Genomic DNA, 26445 nt, shown 5'->3' on the forward strand with positions numbered 1-26445 from the left:
CCTGGCACGGGACCCGCTGCGGCCCCGCCCCGTCCCGGACGGCCGTCAGGCCCCGTCGGTCACCGTCACGCTGCCGGTCAGGGTGAGGGCGGGGCCCGTGCCGTCCTCCGGAGCGGCCGTCAGGTGCCAGGTGTAGGTGCCGGGGGCGGCGGGGGTGCCGTCGGTGAGGGTGCCGTCCCAGTGTGCCGAGAGGGTGGCGCCGAGGGACGTGGCGTCGAGGGTGCGGACGGTCTTCTTCTTGCTGCTGATGACGAGTCGGGCCCCGCCGGCGGCCGGCTTGGACAGCTGCCAGACCGGGTTCCAGGTGGTGCCGGGCGTGCGGGTCCAGGCCGTGTCGGCGGAGGTGGCGGTCGCCGTGAGCGGCTGGGCGGGGACGCCGCTCGGGACGACGTGGGCCGACCCGGCGGCGTCCAGCCAGGCGACGCCGCCGCCGAACTTGTCCACGTCGTAGTTCTTCCACAAGGACACGGCGGGCAGGTCGGTGAGCGCCCGGGAAGCGGTCGCGGTGCCGGTGTGGAAGTCGGTGAGGAGCAGCTTGCCCGCGCTCGTGTCGTGGTTGACGACGAAGCCGTCGCCGAGCTTTCCGCGTGCCGGCAGGTCGATGTTCGTCCCGGTCTCCAGGTCGTGGACGCCGAACGGGGTGGCCGGGTCGCCGCCGACGATGTCCTGGCCCAGGCAGTCCCAGTACACCCAGCGCCCGACGGTCTGCAGGTCCCGGATCACGCAGGAGGCGCCCACCGAGTACGACGTGACCGTGCCGGTCGCCAGGTCGCGGGCCTCGATCCGGCCGCCGGTGCCGTCCGTGGTCCACAGGGTGGAGCCCGACAGCGCGGCGGCCGGGGTGTTCAGCCGGCTCACGACCGCTCCGCCACCGGGGGCATCGAAGTCGACGACCACCCGCTCGTCACCGCCGCCGTACACCGCGTACCGGCCGGCGGCGTCGCGCAGCCCGCGGCCGGAGCTCGACGGGGCGGCGCGGTCGAACGGCACGACCTCGGTGCGGGCGCCGGTCGCCGTGGCGCGTACGAGGACGTCCCGCTGGGTGGCCTCGTCGTACCGGACGTGCACGACGGAGCCGTCCCCGGCGCCCAGCGGCTGGCCGTAGGCGGTGCCGAGGGGCGCGGTGGTGACCTCGGTGCGCTCCCCCGCCGACGGAGCGCCGGTGAGCGTCACCTTCCGCGTCTGGTAGGCGGGGCGCGGTGCGCTGTCCTCCTCCTTGGTGACCAACTGGCCGCCGGCCAGCGCGATGCCGCGCAGCTGGGCGGGTCGCGCGGGCACCTCGGCGAGGGTGCGCAGCACCGGGCGGCCGTCCGCCCCGAGCTCGATCCGGCGCACCGCCCAGTCACCGGCGTCCGCGCCGCCGACGGTGATGGCGCCGCCGCCGGGGATCTGGGACAGGTCGGACTGGGCGGCGTTCAGCAGCGTGACCGGTGAGCCGCCGCCGATCGGGGTGGCCCGCAGCGGGCCGCCACGGCGCAGCGGCGGGTTCTGCTCGGTGGGGGCGGTGGGCCGGTGGGTGGTGAGCAGCCAGTCGCCGGCCAGGCCGATGACGGGCGTGCCCTCGGCGGACGTCGGCACGGGGACGGAGACGGCCGTGCCCGCGAGGTCGTCGCGGCGGAGCACCCGGGCCTGGCTCATGCCCTCCTGGTACCAGGCGACGTGGGTGGGCGAGACGGCGGCCTGGAGGTGCGCCGGATCGTCGACCGACACACCGGTGCCGACGGGCGTGAGCACACCGGTGGTCAGGTCGACGACGCCGAGGGTGTGCCCGCGGGTGAACTTCACGACGGCCAGCCGCCCGTCCCCGGCCGCGACCGGGTACCGCTCGAACCGCAGCCCCTCCGGCGGGGCGACCGGGGTGTCCGTGGTCGTCCCGTCCTGGACGCGGAGGATGTGCAGCCGGTCCACCTGCCAGACGTCGTTGTAGGAGACCGTCAGCACCGTCCGCCCGAACGACGCGACGGTGTACTGTCCCTCCGGCACGGTCAGCGAAGTCGACTCCCCGGTGGCCGGGTCGCGCAGCTGCACGACCCCGCTCGCGTCGACCGGCACCGGCAGGATGTCCGTACCGGCGGCGTAGTGACCCTGCTGTCCCGGCAGCCGGCCGGTGAAGCCCTCGACGGTGCGTTCGATGCCGTCGTAACCCCGCCACTGGTACGGCGCGGTGGAACCGTCGCTCGTGTCCCTGCGGTGCAGGTAGCCGGTGTCACCGGCCGCGTAGAGCACGTCCTGCACCGGCGTGTAGCGGTCCGGGGCGGACAGCACGAGGCCCGCGGGGTCCACCGTCTCCTCGGCGTGGGCGGCCGGGGGCAGGGCGGCGACGGGGACGGCGGCGACGGCGAGAACAAGGGCGAGACGACGGGCCATATCGGGCACCAGTTCGATTTTCAGGTCCATGCAAGCCCCAGCGCACCGCCAGCCGGAAACGTCACAGGTGACACACAGGGCCCGCCCGACCCGGCAGTCCGCAGGTTCCGCATTGCCGGTTTCCGGCAGCCCTGACTACCCTCCCGTTGCCGGAGGCCGCGCACCGGGCGGGACCGGCAGGGGAGGCGCGGGGTGACACAGCGGCACGAGACGTATCTGACGGGGTACGCCGAGATCCTCGCGGAGGTCGCCGGCACGGGGCGGCGGCTGAACCGCGACGAACTGGAGGAACGGCGGCTGCTCGGCGAGCAGGCCGCGGAGGCGGGCCACACTCTGCGCGGCCTCGTCCGCGGGCATCTGGACGCCACGCGCGCCCACTGGCCCGGCGGTGCACACGGCCCAGGCACCACGGAGAGCGTGCTCGCCGCCGTCGCCCAGGCCGTCGACGCCTTCGCCGAGGGCTACGAACGGGCGCAGCAGCTCGCCGTACGTCAGGAGGAGGCCGCGCGCCGGGAGTTCATCGACGACCTGCTGTACGGCCGCAGCGACCTCGGGCGGCTCGCCGAACGGGCCGAGCGGTTCGGACTCGTGCTGTCCCGCGCCCACGCCGTCGCCGTCGCGCAGGGACCCGAGGCGTACGACGACACCGCCCCGGTCACCCGGCTGGTGGAGGCCGCGCTGATCTCCCGCTTCGGTGACCGGCGCATCCTGATCACCACCAAGAACGGGCAGCTGATCTGCATCGCGCCCGGCGACGAGGACGACGTCCTCACCCACTTCGCCAAGCAGGCCTACGCGGCCACCGACGGCAGCCGGGTGGCCGTCGGGCGACCCCAGCCCGGCCCGGGCGGCGTGGTGCACAGTTACGAGGAGGCGCTGAGCGCCCTCGAACTCGCCGAGCGGCTGGAGCTCGACGAGCCCGTGGTCCGCGCCGCCGACCTGCTCGTCTACCCCGTGCTCACCCGCGACCGGCAGGCCATGGCCGACCTCGTGCTGAGCGTGCTGGGTCCGCTGCGCGGCGCCCGGGGCGGCGCCGAGCCCCTGCTGCGGACGCTGGAGGCGTACTTCGACGCCGGCTGCACCGCCGCCGAGGCCGCCCGGCGGCTGTCGCTCAGCGTGCGGGCGCTCACCTACCGGCTGGAGCGCATCCACCAGCTGACCGGCGCCGACCCGGCCGACCCGGTGCACCGTTACACCCTGCAGACCGCCGTGATCGGTGCCCGGCTGCTGGGCTGGCCCGGTCAGGAGATCTGAGCGGCCCGCTCGTACGGGTCAACCCGTGATCTCGACCTTGCCGCCCGGCTGGTCCGCGGTCTTCGTCTCCCGGTGCTGTCCGGCGACGTTCTTCAGCAGGGCCGCCAGGTCGACGCCCGTGGTGGAGCCCAGCAGCTCCATACCCTGGGCCACGTTGTCGGCGACCGTGCGCGACAGCCGGCTCGCCCCGTCGGTGGAGATGACCGTCATCTTGTCCACGGCCGCGAGCGGCTCGGACGCCTTGGCCACCACCTGCGGCAGCACCTCGACCAGCATCTGCAGCACGGCCGCCTCGCCGTACTGACCGAAGGCGTCGGCCTTCTGCCGCATCGCCTCGGCCTCCGCCGCGCCCTTGGCACCGATCGCCGCGGCCTCCGCCTCTCCCTCCAGCCGCACGGCCTCGGCGATCGCCGCACGCCGGGACCGCTCCGCCTCACCCTGCTTCAGGCCCTCCACGGCCTCCGCCTCGGCCAGCGCGCCACGCCGCTGCTTCTCGCCCTCACCCGTGAGCCGGGACCGCTCGGCCTCCGCCTGGGCGGCGGCGATCGCGGCCGACCGCTCGGCCTCCGCCTGCTTCACCCGCGCCACCCGGCGCGCCTCGGCCTCCTGCTCGGCCGCGTACCGCTGCGCGTCGGCGGGCTTGCGCACCTCGGTGTCGAGCTGACGGTCCTTCAGCGCGGCCTGCCGCTCGGCGACCTTCTCCTGCTCGGCGAGGATGTCCTGCTGCCGCGCCGCCTCCGCGAGGGGACCGGCGGCGTTGGCGCGGGCCGCGGCCTGGTCGGTCTCGGCCTTGATCTCGGCCTGCCTCAGGTAGAGGGTGCGCTGCGCGACGGCGATCTCCTCCTCGGCCTTCAGCCGGGCCTGTTCGGCCGCCCGCCGCGCCTCGGCCTCCGCGATGTCGGCCTCCTGCCTGGCCCGGGCCGCCTCGGGACGGCCGAGGTCCTCCAGGTAGGAGCCCTCGGTGGTGATGTCCTGGATCTGGAAGGCGTCCAGCACCAGGCCCTGTCCGGACAGACTCGCCTCCGCCTCCTCGGCGACCTGCCCGGCGAACGCCGCCCGGTCGCGGATGACGTCCTCCACGGACATCCGGCCGACGATCGCGCGCAGCGCGCCGGACAGCACCTCCTGGGTGAAGCCGACGATCCCGTCCTGCTGCATCAGGAACCGCTGCGCCGCCGCCCGGATCGCGTCCTCCGTGCCGCCGACCTTGACGATCGCGACACCGTCCAGGTTCGCCTTCACCCCGCGCAGCGTCACCGCCCCGCGCACGGCCACCGGAATGTGCCGCGAGGACAGGTCGAGCGTGAACCGCTGCTGCACGAACGGCACGACGAACACACCGCCGCCGACCACGACCTTCTGGCCGCTGTTGTCGGTGAACACCCGGCCGGTCTCCGGATCGGTGGACTTCTTCCCGCGCCGCCCGGTGACGATGAACGCCTCGCTCGGACCGGCCACCTTGTAGCGGCTGACGACCACCAGCGCGAGCAGCACCAGGAGTACGACGACCCCCACCACCGCGATCACGACAGGACTCATGACAACGCCCCCGAATCACACAGAAAGGACAAAGAACAGGAGAAGGAGAGGCGGGCTCAGCGGTCCACCGGGCGCACCACGACCGACGTCGAGGTCGGGGCCGCCTCGACCCACACCTCGGTACCCCGAGCCACCGGCCGGGCACTGCGCGCCGCGCACTTCAGCGGCTGGCCGCCGAGGTGGAGCAGCACCTCGCCGAAACCGTCGGCGGGGATGGCGGTGACCACCTTGCCGGAGGTGCCGAGGAGATGGTCCCTGGTGGGCGTGACGGCGGTCTGGTCACGCATCAGCGCACGGCTGAGGCGGTACGTCAGCCAGCCCGCCCCCAGCCCGGCGAGCGCGCCGGCACCGGCCGCCCCCGCGGGGCCGGCCCAGCCGCTGCCCAGGACGACGGCGCCGCCGAAGCCGGTCATCGCGACGAACCCGGCGACGACCGGCAGCGACAGCCGCCCCTCCAGGGCGCCGTCCAACGCGCCGTCGAGCGCGCCTTCCAGCAGCCCGTCGAAGACCAGCGACAGGGCGAGCAGCACCACCCCCGTGATGCCCAGTCCCAGAAACCAGGCCATGTGTGCCGTCCCCCTCCCGCCCGTCGCTGAGCTTCGGTGAGACGGATCGTCACATGCGGGGGACGGGACCGTCATTGCCGGTTTCCGGCAATCTTTACGCGTTTTTAATGCCGCCCTCGGCCGTTCGGCGACCACGGGAACCACTCGTCCCGCCCCGGCAGTCCTTCCCCTTGTGGGGAGCGTTCCGAATCAAGGTCCGCCGAGCGACGCCTCGGCGCACATGGTGGTGTGCGGCGACGACGGACTGGCGCACCGGCTGGCCGCCGAACTGCGCGGCGTCTACCGCGAGCAGGTCACGCTCGTCGTGCCGCCCTCCGGCCGCCGGGTGCCCCAGCCGGTCGTCGGCCGGGCCCGCGCGGCCTCGGCGGCACTGCTGGACCGGGTGAGCGCGGCCGTCAACCGGACGGGCAACGGCGAACCCGACGGCACCGGCCGGGAATTGGCGGCCGCCGAGCCGACCGAGGACGTGCTCGCGGAGGCCGGCGTCGACCGGGCCGCCGCGCTGGCCCTCGTGTACGACGACGACGAGACCAACATCCGCGCCGCCCTGACCGCACGCAGGCTCAACCCCCGGCTGCGGCTCGTCCTGCGCCTGTACAACCGGCGGCTCGGCCAGCACATCGAGGAACTCCTCGACCAGGCCGCCGCGCTGGCGGCCGGCGGCGCGCGGGGCCGGGGGTTCGACGCCACCGAGGCCTCGACGACCGTGCTCTCCGACGCCGACACGGCCGCACCCGCGCTGGCGGCGACCGCGCTCGTCGGCACCAGCAAGGTCGTCGAGACGGACGGTCTGCTGCTGCGCGCGGTGGAACGCCGCCCGCCGCGCCCCGGCGAGGTGGCCGATCCGGGCCTGTGCACCCTGGCGCTGCTGTCCGCGACGAGCAACGACCCGGCAGGCGCGGACGGCTCCGAGGGCAGCGGGGAGCAGGCGCCGCAGCTGCTGCCCGACGCGGCGGCGGTGGCGGCGGCCACCGGACGCGGAACCGTCGTCCTGGAGCAGGTGTCGTACTCCGGTCCGTCCCTGCCCACCGCCCGCACCGGCGTGCCGCCCTTCGCGTCGCTGTTCTCGCGGCGGCTGCGCTGGTCGCTGGCGGGGCTGGGGATCTGCGTGGTCGCGCTCGCCGTGGCGCTGATGGTGGTCGCCGACGACCACCCGCTGCACGCGACGTACGTGACGCTGCTCGACCTGTTCGCCATCAACGAGCCCGCGCACAACGAGTCCTCCGGCCGCCAGATCCTGCAGCTCCTGGCCGGTTTCGTCGGGTTGCTGCTGCTGCCCGTGCTGCTGGCCGCCGTACTGGAGGCCCTGGGGACGTTCCGGAGCGCCTCGGCGCTGCGCAAGCCGCCGCGGGGGCTCGGCGGACACGTCGTCCTGCTCGGACTGGGCAAGATCGGCACGCGGGTGCTGACACGGCTGCGGGAGATGGACATCCCCGTGGTGTGCGTCGAGGCCGATCCCGAGGCCCGGGGCATGGCGACCGCCCGGCGGCTGCGGGTGCCGGTCGTGCTCGGCGACGTCACCCAGGAAGGCGTCCTGGAGGCCGCGAAGATCCACCGCGCGCACTCCCTGCTCGCCCTGACCAGCGAGGACACCACCAACCTGGAGGCCGTGCTGTACGCCCGGTCCGTACGGTCCGACCTCCGGGTGGTGCTGCGCCTGTACGACGACGACTTCGCGACCGCCGTGTACCGCACCCTGCGCGCCGCGCACCCGGGCGCGCTCACCCGCAGCCGCAGCGTGACCCACCTGTCCGCGCCCGCCTTCGCCGGGGCGATGATGGGCCGCCAGATCCTGGGCGCGATCCCGGTCGAACGGCGGGTGCTGCTGTTCGCGGCCGTGGACGTGGCCGGGCATCCTCAGCTGGAGGGGAAGACCGTCGGGGAAGCCTTCCGGGCGGGGGCGTGGCGGGTGCTGGCGCTGGAGGTCTCCGACGGGCACCGGGCGGGGGACGCGGGCGCCGACGGTGTGCGGGAGTCCGGGCTGGTGTGGGACCTGCCCGACACGTACGTCCTGCGGGGCGAGGACCGGGTGGTGCTGGCGGCCACGCGGCGGGGGCTGGCGGAGCTGCTGGGGCGGCGGGCGCGGCAGCCGACGGCTCCCTAGCGAGTGACCGGCGCCGCGGCTGGGGTGGGCGGGTTCCACTCGCCCGCCCCAGCCGCACGACTGCCCGCGGCTACGGCAGGTGCCTCGCCGCGAAGTCCAGCTCCAGCTGGACCTGCTTGATGCGCTCGTCGACCACCAGTGAGCCGTGCCCCGCGTCGTACCGGTACACCTCGTGGACCGCGCCCCTCGCCTCCAGGCGCTCCACGTAGTTCTCGATCTGGCGGATCGGGCACCGTGGGTCGTTGACGCCGGCCGAGATGTACACCGGGGCCTTGACCCGGTCGACGTAGGTGATCGGCGAGGACGCCTCGAAGCGGTCCGGGACCTCCTCGGGGGTGCCGCCGAGCAGCGTGCGGTCCAGGGCCTTCAGGCCCTCCATCTCGTCGTGGTAAGCGGTGACGTAGTCGGCGACCGGGACCGCGGCGATGCCCAGGGTCCAGGCGTCCGGCTGGGTGCCGATGCCGAGCAGCGTGAGGTAGCCGCCCCACGAGCCGCCGGTGAGGATCAGCCGGCCGGGGTCGGCGAGGCCGGAGGTGACCGCCCACTCGCGCACCGCCGCGATGTCCTCCAGCTCGATCAGGCCGACCCGGTGCTTCAGGGCGTCGGTCCAGGCCCGGCCGTACCCGGTGGAGCCGCGGTAGTTGACGCGGACCACCGCGTACCCGTGGTCGACCCAGGCCGCCGGGCCGGCGGCGAAGGAGTCGCTGTCGTGCCAGGTCGGGCCGCCGTGGATGTCGAACACCGTCGGCAGCGGGCCCGTCGCGCCCGCCGGCTTCTGGACCAGGGCGTGGATACGGCCGCCCGGGCCCTCCACCCACACGTCCTCCACCGGCACCGAGCCCGGCGACTTCATGCCGGGCGGGTCCAGGACGACCCGGCCCGTGGTGGACCGCACCGCCGAGGGCTCGGCGGCCGAGGACCACAGGTACTCCACGCTGCCGTCGGGGCGGGCCGACGCCCCGGAGACCGTGCCGGCCGGGGTCGGGATCTCCACCAGCTCGCGGGCGGCCAGGTCGTAGCGGAACAGCTCGCTGCGGGCCTCGAAGCCGTGCACGATCAGCAGACCGCCGCCGTCGGGGTACCACTCGGCGCTCACGTCGCCGGGCAGCTCCAGCGCGAGGTCCGTCTGCTCGCCCGTCGCCACGTCCCACACCAGGGGCTCCCAGCGGCCCCGGCGCTGGTGCCCGACGAGCAGACGGGTGTCACCGTCGACCGGTGCGAAGCCCAGCACCTCCAGTCCCAGCTCCTCGGTGCCGCCCTCGGTGTCGTCCAGCTCGGCGACCACCGACCCGTCGGGGCGCAGGACCCGCAGCGCGGAGTGCATGGCGTCGCCGTGCTCCGTGTGCTCGATCGCGATCAGCGTGCCGTCGTGGGAGAGGTCACCGACGCCCGCCGACTCACGATGCCGGTAGATCTCCGCGGGGGCCTCCCCCAGGCGCACGAAGTGGATCGTCGTGCCGTCCTCGTCGGTGGAGCGGCCGATCACCGCCGTGCGGCCGTCCCGGCCGAGGGCGAGGCCCGCCGGGTAGGAGGGGTCGAGGCCCGGCACCGCCAGCTCGTCCTCGCCGCCCGCGAAGGGCTGGCGGCGCCAGACGCCGAACTCGTCGCCGTCCTTGTCGTCGAACCACCAGATCCACGTGCCGTCCGGCGAGAGCACGCCGTCCGTCGTGCCGTTGGGCCGGTTCGTCGCCTGCCGCTGCTCGCCGGTCGAGCGGTCCCAGGCGTACAGCTCGTACGTCCCCGTCGCGTTCGACACGAACAGGGAGCGGTCCGGCGCGTCCTGGGCCCACTCGGGCAGCGACACCCGCGGCGCCCTGAAGCGCTTCTCCCAGTCCGGCATCTCCTCGCCCTGTTCCCGCCGCTGCTGCCGCTGCTCGTGCGGGACGGACACGTTGCTCTCAGTCATGGCCCCCATACTGCCGCGCCCGGCCGGCAATGCGCGGATCAGCTCGGCCCGTGGACGACGCCGCCCGTCCCGGCCGCGTCGCGCGACCCCGCGGCGAGGCCACGCGGCCGTGCCCCGTACCGTGGAGGGCGTGTACCGGTTTCTGCTGACACCCCGATGGTGGGGGATCAACGTCTTCGTCGTGCTCGCCATCCCCTTCTGCATCTTCATGGGGTCGTGGCAGCTGGGCCGGTTCGAGGACCGGGTGCAGGACCACCACGGCGCGACCACCCAGGCCGAGTCGAACCGCGACGCATCGGCCCGCCCGCTGGCCGAGCTGCTGCCCGTGGACAAGGCGACGGTCGGCAAGCAGGTCACGGCGAGCGGCCGGTACGGCAAGCAGCTGCTCGTCCCGGACCGTGAGCTGGACGGCAAGCGCGGCTACTACGTCCTGACACTGCTGCGCACCGACTCCGGACAGGCCCTGCCCGTCGTACGGGGCTGGCTGCCCGGCGACGCCGACCCGGCGAAGGCCCCGGCCCCGCCCGCCGGCGAGGTCACGGTCACCGGTGCCCTCCAGGCGACCGAGACCCCCGGCGACAACGGCGTCAGCGCCCGCGGCGGCCTGCCGGCGGGCCAGACCGCGGCGATCAGCACGGCGTCCCTGGTGAACCTCGTGCCGGACGACGTCTACGACGCCTGGGTCACGCTCAACAAGGGCGACTCCGGGATGCGGGCCGTACCCGTCAGCGCCCCGCAGAACACGGGGCTGGACCTGAAGGCGTTCCAGAACCTCGGCTACACCGCGGAGTGGTTCGCCTTCGTGGGCTTCGTGGTCTTCATGTGGTTCCGGCTGCTGCGCCGCGAGGTGGAACTCGCCCGCGACGCCGAGCTGGGCCTCGTCCCCGACGACACGGACGGCAACCAGGGCGGGGGCGACACCGAGCGGGAGCCGGAGCCCCGTCCCAGCCCCTCCGGCGTCTGAGACCGCCCGAGGTCCCCGAGGGCGGGCGGCAGACCGGCCCTACTCCGCCGCCAGCACGCCCGTCCAGTACACGGTCCCCGCGCAGGCGTCGGACACCGTGGCCGTCGCCGAGGCCGAACCCGGCTCCGGGGTGTACGTCACCGCCACGCTCCCGTCGGCCGGGGCGTCCTCACCGACCAGCTGCGTCGTGGTGCCGGTCTCGCCTCCCGTGACCGTTCCACTGTCGGCGGTGGCGTCCGCGGTGGGCGACGGCTCGGGCGAGGGGCCGCCCGTGCTGCCCCCGTCCGTGGTGCCGCCCGTGGTGGGACAGGTCTCCGAAGGCACCCACGCGAACTGCACCTCGTACGCGGCGCCCGACGCCAGTGTCAGCGAGCCGGACTCCAGGGACGGGTCGGGCAGCCCGGCCGCGGCGTCCCCGGCGGCATGCCGTGCCGTCCCGATCCTGGTCGCGTCCGCGGCGCCCTGCGGGGCGACGGTCACGGCACCGGGGCCGGTGACGGTGCAGCCGTCGGAGGAGACGTTCGTGACACGGAAGGAGCCGTAGACCGCGCCCGTGGAGTCGGGGGCCGCGCTGCTCGCGACGGCCGGGCCGAGCTGCTGCGCCGTGCACGGCGGCACGTCGGCCGCGGCGCTCGACGAGGGGTCGGCGCCAGCGGTCGCCCCCGTGGCGGCACCGGTCTCCTTCTCCTTGGGCTTCTCCTTCGGGTCCGCCTTGTCCGTGCCCTCGGCCGTCCCGGAGGAACCCGCGATGCCGCTCTGGCCGCCGGCCGGGTCCTTGCCCTGACCGGAGCCGCCCTGCGCCTGGGAGGCGTTGCCCGCCACCGAGGGGTTGGCACCCGGGCCACTGGAGTTGGAGACGTGCACGAGGGCCGGGACCGCGGTGCCGATGAAGAGGGCGGCGGCCGCCATGCCGACCGCGGCCTGACGCTTGCGGGCCCGCCGGGCGGGCACCGCCCGCCGCAGGTGCTCGAGCGTGCCGTCGCCCGGCTCCAGGTCCTGCACCGCCTGGTGCAGCATCCTGCGCAGTGCCAGCTCGTCCGAGGCGAGCCCGTCGGGGCCCTGAGTGTCGGGCCCCCGGGTTTCGGGGCCCTGTTCGGCGGGGCCGTGGTTCACAGTTCCGTTCCCAGCGTGCGTGTGCTTCGGCTCTTGCCCATCCTGCCCGGTCGGCTCGGCAGGCCCGTTCCCCTCGCCGCGCGCCTGCCCGTCCGGGCCGTCGCGCCGCGCTTCGTGGCCGTCGCTCATGCCGGCTCCCCCATGGCCAGCCTGAGCGCCGCGATCCCGCGCGAACCGTACGCCTTGACCGAGCCCAGCGATATGCCGAGCGTCTCGGCGACCTGTGCCTCGGTCATGTCGGCGAAGTAGCGCAGGACCAGTACCTCGCGCTGCCGGCGCTGGAGTCCCTTCATCGCCTTGATCAGGGAGTCGCGCTCCAACTGGTCGTAGGCGCCCTCCTCCGCGCTCGCCATGTCCGGCATCGGCTTCGACAGCAGTTTGAGGCCGAGGATGCGGCGGCGCAGCGCCGAACGCGACAGGTTGACGACCGTCTGACGCAGGTACGCCAGCGTCTTCTCGGGGTCGCGGACGCGTTTGCGTGCCGAGTGGACGCGGATGAACGCCTCCTGGACGACGTCCTCGCAGGAGGCGGTGTCGTCGAGGAGAAGCGCCGCGAGGCCGAGCAGTGACCGGTAGTGGGCACGGTAGGTCTCGGTGAGGTGGTCGACGGTGGTACCCGCCGCCACGACGTCCTCGGCGCTGTCGCGCTGGTTCGATATGCGGGCCGGCCGCGCTGCGGGCATGGGCGCGATCACCGGCATGCCACCGGCCGCACCGGCCACGCGGGGACGGACGGGCCGACCGGGTGCCCGCAACGAGGGGCCCCGCGTCGAAGCGGTGAATTCGAGTACCTCTGCCACGCCAGTTGGACACGCGCACCCCCGCGAGGGTTGTACGCGCCGCGCGTCACGTTCCGGTCGGTGTCCGTGCCGGCCGACGCCACCGGCCACGTTCTCGCGTCAGGCAGCACGACTGACGGTGCATCATTGGCCCTCATGCGTCCCGCTCTTCCCCTATGTTCCGTATGACCGGGCGTCCCCACGCCCGGCCCTCGGCGTCCCCACGCCGAGGCACGCGTCCGGCGTGCCCTGGAGGGGCGACCGCAAAGACGCTCCCCGCCCTCCGCGTGGTTGCGGAGGGCGGGGAGGAAATCCTCTGATGCCGCAGGGGGCCGGTACAAGTGGTCCGGATCATCTTCCGGATCACATCTGCTTCACGGATCCTACAAACGAACCCCGCATCAGCCAGCGGTTTTCCCGCTCAGCCGAGCTCTGCCGCCACCAGCTCGGCGATCTGCGCGGTGTTCAGCGCGGCTCCCTTGCGCAGATTGTCGCCGCACACGAAGAGTTCGAGCGCCGTGGGGTCGTCCAGCGCCCGCCGCACCCTGCCGACCCACGTCGGATCGGTGCCCACCGCGTCGGCGGGGGTGGGGAACTCCCCCGCGGCCGGATTGTCGAAGAGCACGACACCGGGCGCGGTGGCCAGGATCTCCCGGGCCCGGTCGACGGTGACCTCGCTCTCGAAGCGCGCGTGCACGGTCAGGGAGTGCGTGGTGATCACCGGCACCCGTACGCACGTCACGGCGACGGGAAGCTGCGGCAGCCCGAGGATCTTGCGGGACTCGTCCCGCACCTTCATCTCCTCCGACGACCAGCCGTCCTCGCGGAGCGACCCGGCCCACGGCACGACGTTCAGCGCGACCGGCTCCGGGAACGGCCCGGTGTCGTCGCCGACCGCCCGCCGCACGTCACCGGGGCTGGTCCCCAGCTCCGTACCGGCCACCAGGGACAGCTGCCGGCGCAGCGTCTCGACGCCTTCCCGCCCGGCCCCGCTCACCGCCTGGTACGAGGAGACGACCAGCTCGCGCAGCCCGAACTCGGCGTGCAGCGCGCCCAGCGCCACGATCATGGACAGCGTCGTGCAGTTGGGGTTGGCGACGATCCCGCGCGGGCGCATCCGCACGGCGTGCGGATTGACCTCGGGTACGACGAGCGGCACGTCCGGGTCCATCCGGAACGCGCCGGAGTTGTCGACCACCACCACGCCCTTGGCGGCGGCGACCGGCGCCCACTGGGCCGCGACCTCGTCGGGTACGTCGAACATGGCGACGTCGACGCCGTCGAAGGCCTCCTCGGTGAGCGCCGCCACCTCGACCTCCTCACCGCGCACGGCCAGCTTGCGGCCGGCCGAGCGCGGCGAGGCGATCAGACGGATGTCGCCCCAGATGTCCGCGTGCTGGGACAGGATCTGGAGCATGACCGAACCGACCGCTCCGGTCGCTCCCACGACCGCGAGCGTCGGTCGTCCGGCCCGCCCCGGCCGTTCGGTCTCGGCCATCAGCGGCCGGTGCCTCCGTAGACGACGGCCTCGTCGCTGTCGGAGTCCAGCCCGAAGGCGGTGTGCACGGCCCGGACCGCCTCGGGGACGTCGTCCTTGCGGGTGACGACCGAGATGCGGATCTCGGAGGTCGAGATCAGCTCGATGTTCACGCCGGCGTCGGACAGGGCGGTGAAGAAGTCGGCGGTGACACCGGGGTTGGTCTTCATCCCGGCGCCCACCAGCGAGATCTTCCCGATCTGGTCGTCGTAGCGCAGCGAGTCGAAGCCGATGCCGGACCGGTTCTTCTCCAGGGCGTCGATGGCCTTGCGGCCCTCGGTCTTCGGCAGCGTGAAGGAGATGTCCGTCAGGCCCGTCGAGGCGGCGGACACGTTCTGCACGACCATGTCGATGTTGATCTCGGCGTCCGCGATCGTCCGGAAGATCGCGGCGGCCTCGCCCGGCTTGTCCGGCACACCGACGACCGTGATCTTGGCCTCGGAGGTGTCGTGCGCGACACCGGAGATGAGCGCCTGCTCCACCTGCTTGTCCCCTTGGTTGATCGGCTCGCTGCTGACCCACGTCCCCTGCAGCCCGCTGAAGGAGGAGCGCACGTGAATCGGGATGTTGTACCGGCGGGCGTACTCCACACAGCGGTGGAGCAGCACCTTCGACCCGGAGGCGGCCAGTTCGAGCATGTCCTCGAACGAGATCCAGTCGATCTTCCGGGCCTTCTTCACCACGCGCGGGTCGGCGGTGAACACGCCGTCGACGTCGGTGTAGATCTCACACACGTCCGCGTCGAGCGCGGCGGCGAGCGCGACGGCGGTGGTGTCGGAGCCGCCCCGCCCCAGCGTGGTGATGTCCTTGCTGTCCTGGCTCACGCCCTGGAAGCCGGCCACGATGGCGATGTTGCCCTCGTCCACGGAGGTGCGGATACGGCCCGGCGTGACGTCGATGATCCGGGCTTTGTTGTGGACCGAGTCGGTGATGACACCTGCCTGGCTGCCGGTGAAGGACTGGGCCTCGTGGCCCAGGTTTTTGATCGCCATGGCCAGCAGGGCCATGGAGATCCGCTCTCCGGCGGTCAGCAGCATGTCGAGCTCGCGCCCGGCAGGCATCGGGGAAACCTGCTCGGCGAGATCGATCAGCTCGTCCGTCGTGTCGCCCATCGCGGAAACGACCGCAACCACCTGGTTGCCGTTCTGCTTCGCTTCCACGATCCGCTTGGCGACGCGCTTGATGCCCTCGGCATCGGCTACGGAGGAGCCTCCGTACTTCTGCACGACAAGGCCCACGTGCGCTCCTCGCTCATTCCGTCTCTTTCCGCACGTACGTATATGTACTGCGGTCGGCTCAGTCTATCGAGCGTCCGAAATTCCCCCCTGCGATACCGCATGGTGAGACTCCCGGTCCCTCGTTCGTCCAGGCAGGCTCATGCCCAGGCAGATGCCGGTCACTCGGGAAAGTGCGGTGTGTCACAGGTTCACAAGCGGGAGCCGCTCAGGCCGCGAGTTCTTTGAGGGGCTCGGTGTCCAGGGTGATGCCGACGGGGTCGGGGAGCTTCACGGATGCGCCGAAGGGCAGCTTTTCCGTGTGGCGGTAGCGACCGTCCTCGGGTTGGTTGAACACGACGACGGAGCAGTCGTCGCGGTCGATGAGGAGGTAGACAGGGATGCCTGCAGAGGCGTAGACATCGGGTTTCTCGACCCGGTCGCGCTGATGTGTGTCGGAGTCGTACGACGTGACCTCCACCGCCATGAGCACGCCTTCCGCATCAGACCAGTCCCCGTGCCCCCTGATGAATCCGAACGGTGCGAGAACGCCGTCCGGGCGCGCCCGCCCCCTGCGGTACTTCTCGACTTGCATGCCACGGTCGGCGTAGAGCCACAGCTCCGGCCGGTGCTGCATGCACAGCCGTTGCAACCAGGCGATGATCTGGTCGTGGTTGCCGTCCGTCACTGCCTTGACCTGGACCTTCCCGTGGATGAACTCCAGCCGCACGGTCTCCGGGGCATGGCGTTCCAGTTGCTCGAACTCCTCGACGGACATCTGCGGCTGGTGCTCGGTCCTGGCGGTCATGGCGTCGCCTCCTCGACACCATGGTGCCCCGACCGGCGCCTCCTGCACGCTCACAGCGCCTCCTAGTTCCAGCGCCTCGGCGGGAGGCCGTTGGCGATCCGGTCGCGGTTGTCGCGGTAGTGGTAGAAGACGCGGTCCTCGATGGGGACCGAACGGAACGTGTCGGGAACGGGGCCTCCCGTGGCGCGCTCCAGCTTCTTCTTGAGGAAGTACGCCGAGGTGACGCCCAGGTGGGCGATCTCCTCGATCTCCCTGACCATGGACTCGTCGGTCAACGGCTCGTCCGCCAGCTCCTCGCGGCAGTTCTCGCAGATGCCGCGGTCGATCTTCACCGTGCGTTCGTCCTGGTCGCAGGTGGCGCAGGCCATGATCACGCGGGTCACCTTGGCACGGGGTTCCGTCTTCTGTGGAGGCATCTTCGACTCCAGTCGTCGGCGGGCGAGTCCGCCCGGGTTGCTGACGGTGGGCGGGAGCCCTTCGGTCAGGGCTCGGGTGATGTCGTTCGGCGTCGCTCCACGGGACAGCCACTGCTCGGCGAGGGGCGCGAGGGAGCGGCAGTCGCCTTCGGTGAGCGGCATACGGGCGTCGGCGGCGCGGAGTGCGGTGAGGGCGCGGTACGCGGCACCGACCGACTCGGGACGGGGTTCGGGCTGGATCTTGGGCCGGGGCTCCGGCTCGGGGGCGGCCGGTACCGGCACGGCGGCGGCCACCATCTCCTCGATCCGGGCCAGGCCCGGCTGGTGGTCCCTGGTCACGTCCTTGCCGTGCCGCTCCCGCGCGAACTGCGCCCACCACTCCCGTGACCTGCGCGTACGCGACCAGTACGTCCGCGTGACCCACCGCATGGTGCCGTCCTCGACGGTGATGTGCTCCTTGATCCAGCGCAGATGGCCGGCCTCGGTGATGCGGGACAGCGACGTACGCATCGCCTGCTGGCCGTAGCGGGGGTGCTCCGCCGCCAGCACCTTGTGGCCCATCGCGTGACCGGTGTCGAGATGGTCGATGAAGACGGCGACCTCGGCGTCCCGCGGGAGCAGATGTGCGAAGTCCGGGTCCGCGTGCGGGTCTTCGTCACCTGCGGGACGTTTGCCGTAACCCGTTTTGGCCACGGGGTGGGACGGGGACGGCAGGGCAGGACTAGGGTGGGCGTAAGCCACGGTCGAAGTCTCCGTTCGATCCGTAGGTCAGGCCCCGGATTGGTGTTGGCGCACCGCCGGGGCCGACTCATTTGCTGGTTTGCCGCGAACCTAGAGCCGCTTTACGTTCCGGCGCAAGCCGATCACGGAACGTCACTCTTTCGAGGTAGGACGCCTCAACTCACGTACAGACTTGGTTGGTTGGGAATTTCAACCAGACCAGAAAACCCAGGTGAAGGGCTCGAAGCCCAGGGCTCAAGCCTCGGGCTGAACTGCGGCGATGAACGCCGTCCAGGCGGAGGCCCCGATGCGGAGTTCGGGGCCGGAGGGAGCGGTCTTGGAGTCACGGACGTGGATGGCGGCGGAGCGCGCGACCTCGACGCAAGCGCCGCCCTCGTTGTCGCTGTAGCTCGACTTGCACCACTTCATCTGGTCGCTCATGTCTGAGTCACCATCCGCTCGATGAGTCGGGCCGACTCGTGGGGGTCGAGAGCCCGCGTGCGGATCATGCTAAGCCGCTCGGTCACGCGGCTGACAATCCCTGGATCGGCCGAAAGTTCGCTCGCGAACGCGCCCTCCATGAAGGCGAATCGCTCGTGGTCGTGCCCCTCCCCCAGCACCATCGGGCCCATCAGTGCGTCGCTGAAAGCCTGCTCGAAGGGCAGCACCTGCAACACGACATTGCGCAGCCGGGAGACCTCCAGCAGCCGCTGAAGCTGCTCCTCGTCCACCAACGGACTGCGCAGCACAGCCTCGTAGAGTACGAAGCTCAGTCCTACCGGCGGCTTGCGTGAGGTGAGGATGGCTTGCCGCTCCATCCGGGCCGCCACCCGCTCCTCCACCGTCTCCTCATCCAGCGGCGGGATGCGGTTGTCGATCAGCGCCCGTGCATACGCCTGCGTCTGCAACAGTCCGGGAATCAGAGCGACTTCGTACCACCAGAGACTGGTCGCCTCCCGCTCCCGCTCGATGAAGTCCACCGCCCGCGCGGAGTACCGCTCCCTTCGCACGTACTCCTTCGCCGCGCTCAACATCCCCTGCGCGCCGCACAGTTCGTCCGCCACGTCCAGCACCCTGGGCGTTGGCATGCGTACGCCGCGCTCCATCGACGCGATGGTCTCGGGGGCGTAGTTGGCGGCGGCGGCCAGGGCCTCGCGGCTGACGTTGGCCAGGGTGCGCCAGCGTTTGAGCTGGTTGCCGCTGTAGCACCAGGCCGCGGGGGGCTGGGAGTTGTTGTTCGGGACCGGCACAGCGCGCACCTCCGACTACCTCGGTTCACTACCGAGCGTAGCCTCGATGACACCTCCGCGTGACCATGTCGGCACGAACAGCGACTACTTGACCGGGCGCAGCCCCAGCGGCCCCGCGATCTCCCGTGCCATCACGCGGCCGGCCTCCGCTTCCAGCACCTCGTCACCGAGATCCTGGTCGGTGTCGAGGCCGTCCAGTTCCTCCAGGGGCTGGTTCAGGCGGACGTGTGCGACGACCGACTGGAGCGCGCGGAGCGTCGCCGAGGCCGTGGAGCCCCAGTTGGAGAAGTAGGAGAACTGCCACCACCACAGGGCCTCCGTGGTGCGGCCCGCGCGGTAGTGGACCATGCCGTGGCGCAGGTCGGTGATGACGTCGGTGAGGTCGTCGGAGATACGGGCCGGGACAGGGGCTTTCCGGGGCTCGTAGGGGTCGAAGACCTCCGAGTAGACGTCGATCGGGTCGAGGAGGCGGGCGAGGTTCTCGCGGAGCTGGTCCACGTCCTGCTCCGGGCCCGGGTCGGGCTCGTAGCGCTCGTCCGGGACGATGTCCTCGTGGGCCCCGAGGCGTCCGCCGGCCAGGAGCAGCTGGGAGACCTCCAGGAGGAGGAAGGGGACCGCCGAGTCCGGCTCGTCGCCCTTCGCGACCTCCGTGACGGCGACCAGGAAGCTCTCGATCTGGTCCGCGATCTGGACCGCGAAGTCGTCGGGGTTCTGGTGGGTCGCGTGCAGCGTGGCGTCAGACATCTAGGAGTCGTCTCCCCTCGAAGGCACGGCCGAGGGTCACCTCGTCCGCGTACTCCAGGTCGCCGCCCACTGGGAGGCCGCTGGCCAGGCGGGTGACCTTGAGGCCCATGGGCTTGATCATGCGGGCGAGGTACGTGGCCGTGGCCTCGCCCTCCAGATTCGGGTCCGTGGCCAGGATCAGCTCCGTGACCGTGCCGTCCGCCAGGCGGGCGAGCAGTTCACGGATGCGGAGGTCGTCGGGGCCGACTCCGTCGATCGGGCTGATCGCGCCGCCGAGCACGTGGTACCGGCCGCGGAACTCACGGGTGCGCTCGATGGCGACGACGTCCTTCGGTTCCTCCACGACGCAGACGACCGACGGGTCGCGGCGCGTGTCGCGGCAGATGTTGCACTGCTCCTCCTGCGCGACGTTGCCACAGGTCACGCAGAAGCGGACCTTGGCCTTCACTTCCATGAGGGCCTGGGCGAGGCGCCGCACGTCGGTCGGTTCCGCCTGGAGGATGTGGAAGGCGATCCGCTGCGCGCTCTTGGGACCGACGCCGGGCAGTCGCCCGAGTTCGTCGATGAGGTCCTGGACCACGCCTTCGTACAACGGACTGCCGTCCTTCCTGAGGTTCCTGTGCTACGTACGGTAGAGGGCTTCGGCCCGTCTTAGAAAGGCAGACCGGGGATGCCGCTGCCGCCGCCCAGACCCTGGGCGAGCGGACCGAGCTTCTGCTGCTGGAGCGTCTGCGCGTTCTCGTTGGCGGCCTGTACGGCCGCGACGATCAGGTCGGCGAGGGTCTCGGTGTCCTCCGGGTCCACCGCCTTCGGGTCGATCACGAGACCGCGCAGCTCGCCGGAGCCGGTGACGGTGGCCTTCACCAGGCCGCCGCCCGCCTGCCCGTCGACCTCGGTCTGCGCCAGTTCCTCCTGGGCGCGCTGGAGGTCCTGCTGCATCTTCTGGGCCTGCTGGAGCAGCTGCTGCATGTTGGGCTGGCCACCACCGGGGATCACGTTCAGCTCCTATCGCTGCGGGTTTTTCCCGTTCGGCACGAGCCTACGTGGTCCGAGCGGCCCTCGCTCCAGCACTCTTTCGAGTGACTCACTGGTGAGTCGTATACCTGACCAAGGCCCCCTTCCGGGCGGAAAAGAGGCCAAACCCGGGGCTTGGCCACCCATTGGGAGGTAGGAAGGGGCGACACGTCCGCCTCAGGTGTCATCAGCTGTCATCAGGGGCCACTTGTACGCTACGAGATCGTCACGCACCGTGTTCATCCGCGAGCAGTCGTGATCAGTAGGGAGTGCCGGGTGGGTCAGCCGGAGATGCAGCCCGAGGGACCGCCGCAGGACGGGCGGGGCGGCGAGGGGGCGGCCGGACGGCGGCCGGGCGACCTGACCGGGCGGGCGTTTCCGCTCGGCGACTGGGGGATGCCCGCCGAGCGCCTGGACGAGCTGTACCGGTGGGTGGAGCGGGGGGCGCTGGACACGGCGGCCTGGTATCTCGCGGACCGGGCGGGCAAGCGGCGGGGGGCGCGGTTGCTGCGCGGCGGGGCCGCGACGGGGGCGGTCGCCGGGGCCGCGCTGCCGCTGCTGGACATGACGGGGGCCGTGGGCGGCGCGGCGCCCTGGGGGTATCTGGCGCTGCTGCTCGGGGTGGCGTGCGTGGCCGCGGACCGGTACTTCGGGGTCACGTCCGGCTGGATAAGGGACGTGGCCACCGCGCAGGCGGTGCAGCGGCGGCTCCAGGCCCTGCAGTTCGACTGGGCGGCGGAGAGCGCGCGGGAGGTGCTGGGGCCGGCGGAGGGGACGGCTGCCGAGGCGGCCGAGCGGTGTCTGCTGGTGCTGCGGCGGTTCTCGGAGGACGTGACGGAGCTGGTGCGGGCGGAGACGGCGGACTGGATGGTGGGGTTCCGCAGCGGGCCCGCTCCGCTGGGGATGCAGTCGGTGGTGGGCGGTGGGGCGCGGGCGTCGGAGGTGGGGGTGGCGCAGGGGCGGTTCGCGGTGCCGCCGGGGGGTGCGCGGCCGAACATGCCTCGGCAGCGGCCGCCGGAGCCGCGGTGACCTCCGGCGGTGCGGTGGCTTCCGGCGGTGCGGTGGCTTCCTGCGGTGCGGTGAGGGGTGGGTGCGCTGGGCCGGCGTGCTGCTGGTGAACCGGCGTGAGTGCGGCACCGGCCGTCCGGCGTTTGCCGGGTGCCCGGCGTGGGGGCGGGCCGGGGGTGGGTCGCGCGGCCCGGCGCTGACGGGGTGCCGCTGCGCCCACCCGTGCCGCCCCAGCGGCACGACTGCCCGCAGCTACGACGGTGCGGTGGCGCGACTGCCCGCAGCCACGGCGGGTGCGGCGGCGCGGGCGACCGCAGGTACGGCGGCACGACTGCCCGCAGCTACGACGGTGCGGCGGCGCGACTGCCCGCAGCCACGGCGGGTGCGGCGGCGCGGGCGACCGCAGGTACGGCGGGTGCGGTGGGTGCGGTGGGTGCGGTTACTCCCGGGTGTACGTCAGGCTTTCGCCGTTGGTGGTGTTCACGCGTTCCAGGGTGCCGTTCGGCAGGAGGGTGACCCGGGTGGGTTCGCCGGGGGTGCAGGAGGAGGCCGGGCCCACGGTCACGGTCGAGGGGCCGATGCTCAGCGGGCCGTCGGTGCCCGGGTCGGCGGTCAGGTCGGCCTCGAACACGCAGTGGTAGGTGCCGTTGCCCGCGGGGCCGTCGGCCACGAGGGACAGGACCGTGTCGCCGACCTCGCCCTGCTGGATGGTCAGCCGCCGGCTGTGCACGCCGGAGGCGTTGTCGATGGTCGTGGTCCAGGTGCCCAGGAAGCCGGTCGGGATCGTACCGGCGTCCGGCGTCGGGGTGGTCGGCTCCTGCGACGTCGACGGCGTGGTCGGATCGGGCGAGTCGGAGCCGGGCGTCGAGGACGCGACCGTCGTGGTCGGGGTGCCGGTGGGGCCGCCGTCGGCCCCGTCGTCCTTGCCCCCGCTCATCAGCGCGTAGACCGAGCCGCCGGCGGCGAGCGCGACGACCAGGGCGACCAGGACCAGCAGCGCGGTCGAGCGCCCTCTTCGCTGTGGTTCCGCCGGGGGCCCGTAGGGCGGGGTCGGGCCGAGGCCGCCGTACGGGTGGTACGGCGGGGTGCTGCCCGGCGCTCCCGGTGCCGGTCCCCAGGCTCCGGCACCGGGGTGCTGCGGGTGGCCGTGGGCGGCGGGCCGGGGGTGCGGCTGCGGATGGCCGTACGCGGGGTGCGTGGGCGGGGGCGTCGGGGGGCCCTGGCCGGCGACCAGCGTGGGGAGGTGGTTGAGCGGGGCACCGGCGCCCGGCTGTCCCGGTGGCGGTGGGCCCGCCGTCGCGCCCGGTTCCCGGCCGTCCGGTGCCGGGTCCTGGCCCGGGTCGGCGTTCGGCGGCGGCGCGGAGTCGTCGGCCGCGGGTGCGTGCTCCGGCGGGGCGGCGGGGGCCTGTCCCACCGGATTCTGCGGGTTCTCCGTGTCCAGCAGTCGCACCGCGTGCCGGCCGAGCTGGGCGACCAGGGCGCCCGGCAGCCAGGGGTCCATGGACCGGCCGTCGGCGACGGTGTCCTGGGCCCCGGTGCGCTGCAGGACGGCGTCGAGGGTGGGGCGCGCGGCGGGGTCCTTCTTCAGGCAGTCGCGCACGAGGTCGGAGATGCCCTCGGGCACCCCGTCCAGGTCCGGTTCCTCCTGGGCGATGCGGAACATCAGGGCGTGCACGCCGCTGTTGGCGGTGCCGAAGGGGAGGTTGCCGGTGGCCGCGTAGGCGAGGACGGAGCCGAGGCAGAAGACGTCGCAGGCGGGCGTGATGCGGTCGCCGCGCACCTGCTCGGGCGCCATGAAGCCGGGCGACCCGACCAGCGCGCCGGTCCGGGTGAGCCCGCCGTCGGTCACGGTCTCCAGCGCCCGGGCGATGCCGAAGTCGATGACGCGGGGGCCGTCGATGGTGACGAGCACGTTGGAGGGCTTGAGGTCGCGGTGCACGATCCCGGCGGCGTGGATGTCCTTGAGCGCGTGGGCGAGCCCGGCCGCCAGGATGCGCACGGACCGCTCGGGCAGGGCACCGTGGTCGTGCCCGACGACCTGCTGGAGGCTGGGCCCGGCCACGTACCCGGTGGCGACCCACGGCACGGCGGCCTCGGTGTCGGCGTCCAGCACGGGCGCCGTCCAGTGGCCGCCGACCCTGCGGGCGGCCTCGACCTCCTGCCGGAACCGCTCCCGGAACTCCTCCTGCTGGGCCAGTTCCTCGCGCACCAGCTTGACGGCGACGGTGCGTCCCCGGTCCGACCGGGCCAGATAGACGTGCCCCATGCCGCCCGCGCCGAGCCGCGCCAGCAGCCGGTAGGCCCCGATCTGCTGCGGATCTCCGCCCCCGAGTTTCTCCATGTTGCGCCGCCTTCCCCCCGCACGTGAGCAACAGATCGAGAATAGTGCGGGGTCGGGGCCGGGGGTGCCGGGCGTTGTCTACGGTTCCGTAACAGGCGGGCCGGCATCCGGCGGTCCGAGCCGGTCCAGCACCTCCGACAGCCGTTCGAGGACGCGGACGGCCTCGGCCAGCTCCGCGTCCGACCCGTACGCCCGCGCCAGCCGGTCGGCGAGGGCGGCGTGAGCCGGATCGATCCGGGAGACGGCCGCGCGTCCCGCCTCGGTGGGGGCGAGGAGCTTGGCGCGGCGGTGGGCGGGGTTGGGCCGGTACTCGGCGAGGCCGCGGTCGACGAGCAGGTCGGCGATCCGCTGCACGCTCTGCCGCGTGATGCCCATGGCGCGGGCGATGCCGGAGACGGGCAGCGGCTCGCGCAGCACCGCGCCCAGCACCTGCCACCAGGCGGCGGTGAGGCCGGCCGGGCGGGCCAGTTCCTCGGCGATCGCGAGGAACTGGCCGTTGAGACGGAAGACGCCGAGCGCGCCGCGGCTGAGCAGGTCCTGTCGCTTGCCGGTCACTGCGCTCCGGCCTTCTCCAGGACGGCGTACGCCTCCGGGTCCGAGTCGTGGAACAGCCGGTACCAGGCGTCCAGCACCTCGCCCTCGTACACCCCGAGCAGGCCGAGGATCTCGCGGGCGAAGGCGACCGGCTCGGTGGGACCGGCGGTGATCAGGAGGCCGTCGGTGACCGCGTCCGCCTCGACGTACCGCTCGCCGCCCGCGTAGCCGGTCGCCGCCAGGTAGAAGGAGACGGCGCCGGTGTGGGCGCGGTCGTCGAGCAGGCCCTCGCGCGCGAGGCCGGCGGTGGCGCCGCAGATGGCGGCGACGGGCACGCCGGCGTCCAGGAAGGCGCGGGCGGTGCGGGCGAAGGGGGCGAGGTCGTCGCCCGTGTCCCAGAGGTCGCCGCCCGGGAGGATCAGCAGGGAGCTGTCCTCGGGCCGTACGTCGGCCAGGGCGTCGTCGGGCTGGATACGCAGGCCGCCGATGCTCCGGACGGGAGCGGTGGACGGGCCGACGGTGCGGATCTCGTACCCGGCGCGGGCCAGGTGGGCCGTGGCGTGGCCGGTCTCCCAGTCCGCCATGGCGTCGTGGACGGCGAGGTGGACGGGCTTGCGGGTGCTGCCGTTCATGGCTCCTCCTGGACCCGAAAGATGATGACAGCATGCTGACAGTCAGACAGCATACTGTCAATGCTCGATGGGCCCCGGTCCGTCGACAACCTGTCGCGGAAAGCCCCCGTCCACAGACAGGACGCCGATTCCGTTTCCGCATCGCGGACATCTACGCTCGGGCGCATGACCCCTCAGCCCAACCCCAAGGCCGGCGCCGCCGTGAAGGCCGCGGACCGTGCGCACGTCTTCCACTCCTGGTCCGCACAGGAGCTCATCGACCCGCTCGCCGTCGCCGGCGCCGAAGGGTCGTACTTCTGGGACTACGACGGCAAGCGCTACCTCGACCTCACCAGCGGGCTCGTCTACACGAACATCGGCTACCAGCACCCCAAGGTCGTCGCCGCGATCCAGGAGCAGGCCGCGCGGATGACGACGTTCGCGCCCGCGTTCGCCGTCGAGGCGCGCTCGGAGGCGGCGCGGCTCATCGCCGAGCGGACCCCCGGCGACCTGGACAAGATCTTCTTCACCAACGGCGGCGCGGACGCCGTGGAGCACGCCGTGCGCATGGCGCGGCTGCACACGGGACGTCCGAAGGTGCTGTCGGCGTACCGCTCGTACCACGGCGGCACCCAGCAGGCGATCAACGTCACCGGCGACCCCCGGCGCTGGGCCTCCGACAACGGCTCGGCCGGCGTCGTGCACTTCTGGGCGCCCTTCCTGTACCGCTCCCGCTTCTACGCCGAGACCGAGGAGCAGGAGTGCGCCCGCGCCCTTGAGCACCTGGAGACGACGATCGCCTTCGAGGGGCCGTCGACCGTCGCCGCGATCGTCCTGGAGACGATCCCGGGCACCGCGGGGATCATGGTGCCGCCGGCCGGCTACCTGGCCGGCGTGCGCGAGATCTGCGACAAGTACGGGATCGTCTTCGTGCTGGACGAGGTCATGGCCGGGTTCGGGCGGACCGGCGAGTGGTTCGCGGCCGGCCTGTTCGACGTCGTGCCCGACCTGATGACCTTCGCCAAGGGCGTGAACTCGGGGTACGTGCCACTGGGCGGCGTCGCCATCTCCGGGAGGATCGCCGAGACCTTCGCCGAGCGCGCCTACCCCGGCGGGCTGACCTACTCCGGGCACCCGCTGGCCTGCGCCGCCGCCGTCGCCACGATCAACGTGATGGAGGAGGAGGGCGTCGTCGAGCACGCCGCCCGGATCGGGGCCGACGTCCTCGGACCGGCGCTGCGGGAGCTGGCCGAGCGGCACCCGAGCGTGGGCGACGTGCGCGGAGTGGGCATGTTCTGGGCGCTGGAGCTGGTGAAGGACCGGGAGACCCGGGAACCGCTGGTGCCGTACAACGCGACCGGCCAGGACAACACCCCGATGGCCGCGTTCGCCGCCGCGGCGAAGGCCCACGGCGTGTGGCCGTTCGTGAACATGAACCGGACGCACGTGGTGCCGCCGTGCAACGTGAGCGAGGCCGAGCTGAAGGAGGGCCTGGCGGCCCTCGACGCGGCACTGTCCGTCGCGGACGAATACACCGCGTAGGGCATTGCCCGCGAGGGGCCGGGGAGGGAACCCGAACGCGTAAGGTGGCGTGCTCGTAGACATGTGCGAGGACACACGCCCGCACACGAGTGAGCACTTGTGCGAGCACGCCGC

The 26445-nt window shown here is 72.7% G+C and carries 23 protein-coding genes; 5 read left to right on the forward strand and 18 right to left on the reverse strand.

The annotated features are described in order from the left end of the window. Window positions 1-45 precede the first annotated feature (45 nt). Window positions 46-2397, reverse strand: a complete 2352-nt coding sequence (locus IE260_RS23155; RefSeq protein ID WP_189874910.1) for a flagellar hook assembly protein FlgD — start codon at window positions 2395-2397, stop codon at window positions 46-48. Between the two features lie 162 nt (window positions 2398-2559). Here IE260_RS23155 and IE260_RS23160 point away from each other — a divergent pair, with 162 nt between their 5' ends. Then, window positions 2560-3621 carry a PucR family transcriptional regulator gene (locus IE260_RS23160; protein ID WP_189874912.1) on the forward strand — a complete coding sequence of 354 codons (1062 nt, stop codon included), beginning with the start codon at window positions 2560-2562 and terminating at the stop codon, window positions 3619-3621. Between the two features lie 18 nt (window positions 3622-3639). On the opposite strand, the gene IE260_RS23165 is transcribed toward IE260_RS23160, so the two are convergent. Both IE260_RS23165 and IE260_RS23170 read right to left on the reverse strand, forming a co-directional pair. Further along, on the reverse strand, window positions 3640-5160 hold the full coding sequence (locus IE260_RS23165) for an SPFH domain-containing protein (protein WP_229881107.1): 1521 nt from the start codon (window positions 5158-5160) through the stop codon (window positions 3640-3642). A 56-nt stretch (window positions 5161-5216) separates the two neighbouring features. After that, window positions 5217-5726 carry an NfeD C-terminal domain-containing protein gene (locus IE260_RS23170; protein ID WP_189874914.1) on the reverse strand — a complete coding sequence of 170 codons (510 nt, stop codon included), beginning with the start codon at window positions 5724-5726 and terminating at the stop codon, window positions 5217-5219. Window positions 5727-5946: 220 nt separating this feature from the next. Between IE260_RS23170 and IE260_RS23175 the strand changes: the two genes are divergently transcribed. Then, window positions 5947-7830, forward strand: a complete 1884-nt coding sequence (locus IE260_RS23175) for an NAD-binding protein (protein WP_189875031.1) — start codon at window positions 5947-5949, stop codon at window positions 7828-7830. A 70-nt stretch (window positions 7831-7900) separates the two neighbouring features. On the opposite strand, the gene IE260_RS23180 is transcribed toward IE260_RS23175, so the two are convergent. Then, window positions 7901-9736, reverse strand: a complete 1836-nt coding sequence (locus IE260_RS23180; RefSeq protein WP_189874915.1) for a S9 family peptidase — start codon at window positions 9734-9736, stop codon at window positions 7901-7903. A gap of 130 nt (window positions 9737-9866) precedes the next feature. On the opposite strand from IE260_RS23180, the gene IE260_RS23185 reads away from it, so the two are divergent. Then, complete coding sequence (locus IE260_RS23185) at window positions 9867-10700, forward strand: SURF1 family protein (protein ID WP_308434684.1); 834 nt, start codon at window positions 9867-9869, stop codon at window positions 10698-10700. A 39-nt stretch (window positions 10701-10739) separates the two neighbouring features. On the opposite strand, the gene IE260_RS23190 is transcribed toward IE260_RS23185, so the two are convergent. From IE260_RS23190 to IE260_RS23240, 11 genes are all read right to left on the reverse strand, one after another. Next, on the reverse strand, window positions 10740-11813 hold the full coding sequence (locus tag IE260_RS23190) for a hypothetical protein (protein WP_308434685.1): 1074 nt from the start codon (window positions 11811-11813) through the stop codon (window positions 10740-10742). Between the two features lie 125 nt (window positions 11814-11938). Next, window positions 11939-12514, reverse strand: a complete 576-nt coding sequence (locus tag IE260_RS23195) for a SigE family RNA polymerase sigma factor (RefSeq protein ID WP_189875035.1) — start codon at window positions 12512-12514, stop codon at window positions 11939-11941. 499 nt (window positions 12515-13013) lie between these two features. After that, complete coding sequence (locus tag IE260_RS23200; protein WP_189874917.1) at window positions 13014-14090, reverse strand: aspartate-semialdehyde dehydrogenase; 1077 nt, start codon at window positions 14088-14090, stop codon at window positions 13014-13016. Next, window positions 14090-15367, reverse strand: coding sequence for an aspartate kinase (locus IE260_RS23205; RefSeq protein WP_189874919.1), 1278 nt, complete (start codon window positions 15365-15367; stop codon window positions 14090-14092). Before IE260_RS23205 ends, IE260_RS23200 begins: the two co-directional genes overlap by 1 nt. A gap of 205 nt (window positions 15368-15572) precedes the next feature. After that, window positions 15573-16151: a Uma2 family endonuclease gene (locus tag IE260_RS23210; protein ID WP_189874921.1), complete on the reverse strand. Its 579-nt coding sequence runs from the start codon at window positions 16149-16151 to the stop codon at window positions 15573-15575. Between the two features lie 62 nt (window positions 16152-16213). Next, on the reverse strand, window positions 16214-17260 hold the full coding sequence (locus IE260_RS23215) for a hypothetical protein (RefSeq protein ID WP_189874923.1): 1047 nt from the start codon (window positions 17258-17260) through the stop codon (window positions 16214-16216). 282 nt (window positions 17261-17542) lie between these two features. Then, window positions 17543-17728, reverse strand: a complete 186-nt coding sequence (locus IE260_RS23220) for a DUF397 domain-containing protein (RefSeq protein ID WP_189874925.1) — start codon at window positions 17726-17728, stop codon at window positions 17543-17545. After that, entirely contained in the window at window positions 17725-18537 is an 813-nt protein-coding gene (locus tag IE260_RS23225; RefSeq protein ID WP_189874927.1) for a DUF5753 domain-containing protein, read from the reverse strand. Before IE260_RS23225 ends, IE260_RS23220 begins: the two co-directional genes overlap by 4 nt. Window positions 18538-18621: 84 nt before the next feature. After that, window positions 18622-19281, reverse strand: a complete 660-nt coding sequence (locus IE260_RS23230; protein WP_189874929.1) for a DUF5063 domain-containing protein — start codon at window positions 19279-19281, stop codon at window positions 18622-18624. Continuing rightward, entirely contained in the window at window positions 19274-19873 is a 600-nt protein-coding gene (gene recR / locus IE260_RS23235) for a recombination mediator RecR (RefSeq protein WP_189874931.1), read from the reverse strand. Before recR ends, IE260_RS23230 begins: the two co-directional genes overlap by 8 nt. 59 nt (window positions 19874-19932) lie before the next feature. Continuing rightward, the gene (locus IE260_RS23240) at window positions 19933-20277 is read right to left on the reverse strand and encodes a YbaB/EbfC family nucleoid-associated protein (RefSeq protein ID WP_189874933.1); all 345 of its coding nucleotides are present in this window, start codon (window positions 20275-20277) and stop codon (window positions 19933-19935) included. A gap of 294 nt (window positions 20278-20571) precedes the next feature. Between IE260_RS23240 and IE260_RS23245 the strand changes: the two genes are divergently transcribed. Next, window positions 20572-21324, forward strand: a complete 753-nt coding sequence (locus IE260_RS23245) for an SLATT domain-containing protein (RefSeq protein WP_189874935.1) — start codon at window positions 20572-20574, stop codon at window positions 21322-21324. 418 nt (window positions 21325-21742) lie between these two features. Here the strand turns inward: IE260_RS23245 and IE260_RS23250 are convergent, their stop codons facing one another. The 3 genes from IE260_RS23250 to IE260_RS23260 form a co-directional block, all read right to left on the reverse strand. After that, window positions 21743-23644: a serine/threonine-protein kinase gene (locus tag IE260_RS23250; RefSeq protein WP_189874937.1), complete on the reverse strand. Its 1902-nt coding sequence runs from the start codon at window positions 23642-23644 to the stop codon at window positions 21743-21745. A 78-nt stretch (window positions 23645-23722) separates the two neighbouring features. Further along, window positions 23723-24199, reverse strand: a complete 477-nt coding sequence (locus tag IE260_RS23255) for a MarR family winged helix-turn-helix transcriptional regulator (protein ID WP_189874939.1) — start codon at window positions 24197-24199, stop codon at window positions 23723-23725. Beyond that, on the reverse strand, window positions 24196-24810 hold the full coding sequence (locus tag IE260_RS23260) for a type 1 glutamine amidotransferase family protein (RefSeq protein ID WP_189874941.1): 615 nt from the start codon (window positions 24808-24810) through the stop codon (window positions 24196-24198). The genes IE260_RS23255 and IE260_RS23260 overlap by 4 nt, the downstream gene beginning before the upstream one ends. Before the next feature lie 165 nt (window positions 24811-24975). On the opposite strand from IE260_RS23260, the gene IE260_RS23265 reads away from it, so the two are divergent. Then, window positions 24976-26331: an aspartate aminotransferase family protein gene (locus IE260_RS23265; RefSeq protein ID WP_189874943.1), complete on the forward strand. Its 1356-nt coding sequence runs from the start codon at window positions 24976-24978 to the stop codon at window positions 26329-26331. The last annotated feature ends 114 nt before the right edge of the window (window positions 26332-26445 follow it).

Origin of the sequence: Streptomyces viridiviolaceus (assembly GCF_014650995.1) — a bacterium.
In the GTDB taxonomy this organism is placed as follows: Bacteria; Actinomycetota; Actinomycetes; order Streptomycetales; family Streptomycetaceae; genus Streptomyces; species Streptomyces viridiviolaceus.

Bases quoted from the DNA above. Each gene is read 5' to 3' on its own strand.
- IE260_RS23155 (WP_189874910.1), bottom strand. From the start codon at position 2,397: ATGGACCTGAAAATCGAACTGGTGCCCGATATGGCCCGTCGTCTCGCC.
- IE260_RS23165 (WP_229881107.1), bottom strand. From the start codon at position 5,160: ATGAGTCCTGTCGTGATCGCGGTGGTGGGGGTCGTCGTACTCCTGGTG.
- IE260_RS23170 (WP_189874914.1), bottom strand. From the start codon at position 5,726: ATGGCCTGGTTTCTGGGACTGGGCATCACGGGGGTGGTGCTGCTCGCC.
- IE260_RS23175 (WP_189875031.1), top strand. From the start codon at position 5,947: ATGGTGGTGTGCGGCGACGACGGACTGGCGCACCGGCTGGCCGCCGAA.
- IE260_RS23180 (WP_189874915.1), bottom strand. From the start codon at position 9,736: ATGACTGAGAGCAACGTGTCCGTCCCGCACGAGCAGCGGCAGCAGCGG.
- IE260_RS23195 (WP_189875035.1), bottom strand. From the start codon at position 12,514: ATGCCGGTGATCGCGCCCATGCCCGCAGCGCGGCCGGCCCGCATATCG.
- IE260_RS23200 (WP_189874917.1), bottom strand. From the start codon at position 14,090: ATGGCCGAGACCGAACGGCCGGGGCGGGCCGGACGACCGACGCTCGCG.
- IE260_RS23210 (WP_189874921.1), bottom strand. From the start codon at position 16,151: ATGACCGCCAGGACCGAGCACCAGCCGCAGATGTCCGTCGAGGAGTTC.
- IE260_RS23220 (WP_189874925.1), bottom strand. From the start codon at position 17,728: ATGAGCGACCAGATGAAGTGGTGCAAGTCGAGCTACAGCGACAACGAG.
- IE260_RS23230 (WP_189874929.1), bottom strand. From the start codon at position 19,281: ATGTCTGACGCCACGCTGCACGCGACCCACCAGAACCCCGACGACTTC.
- IE260_RS23250 (WP_189874937.1), bottom strand. From the start codon at position 23,644: ATGGAGAAACTCGGGGGCGGAGATCCGCAGCAGATCGGGGCCTACCGG.
- IE260_RS23260 (WP_189874941.1), bottom strand. From the start codon at position 24,810: ATGAACGGCAGCACCCGCAAGCCCGTCCACCTCGCCGTCCACGACGCC.
- IE260_RS23265 (WP_189874943.1), top strand. From the start codon at position 24,976: ATGACCCCTCAGCCCAACCCCAAGGCCGGCGCCGCCGTGAAGGCCGCG.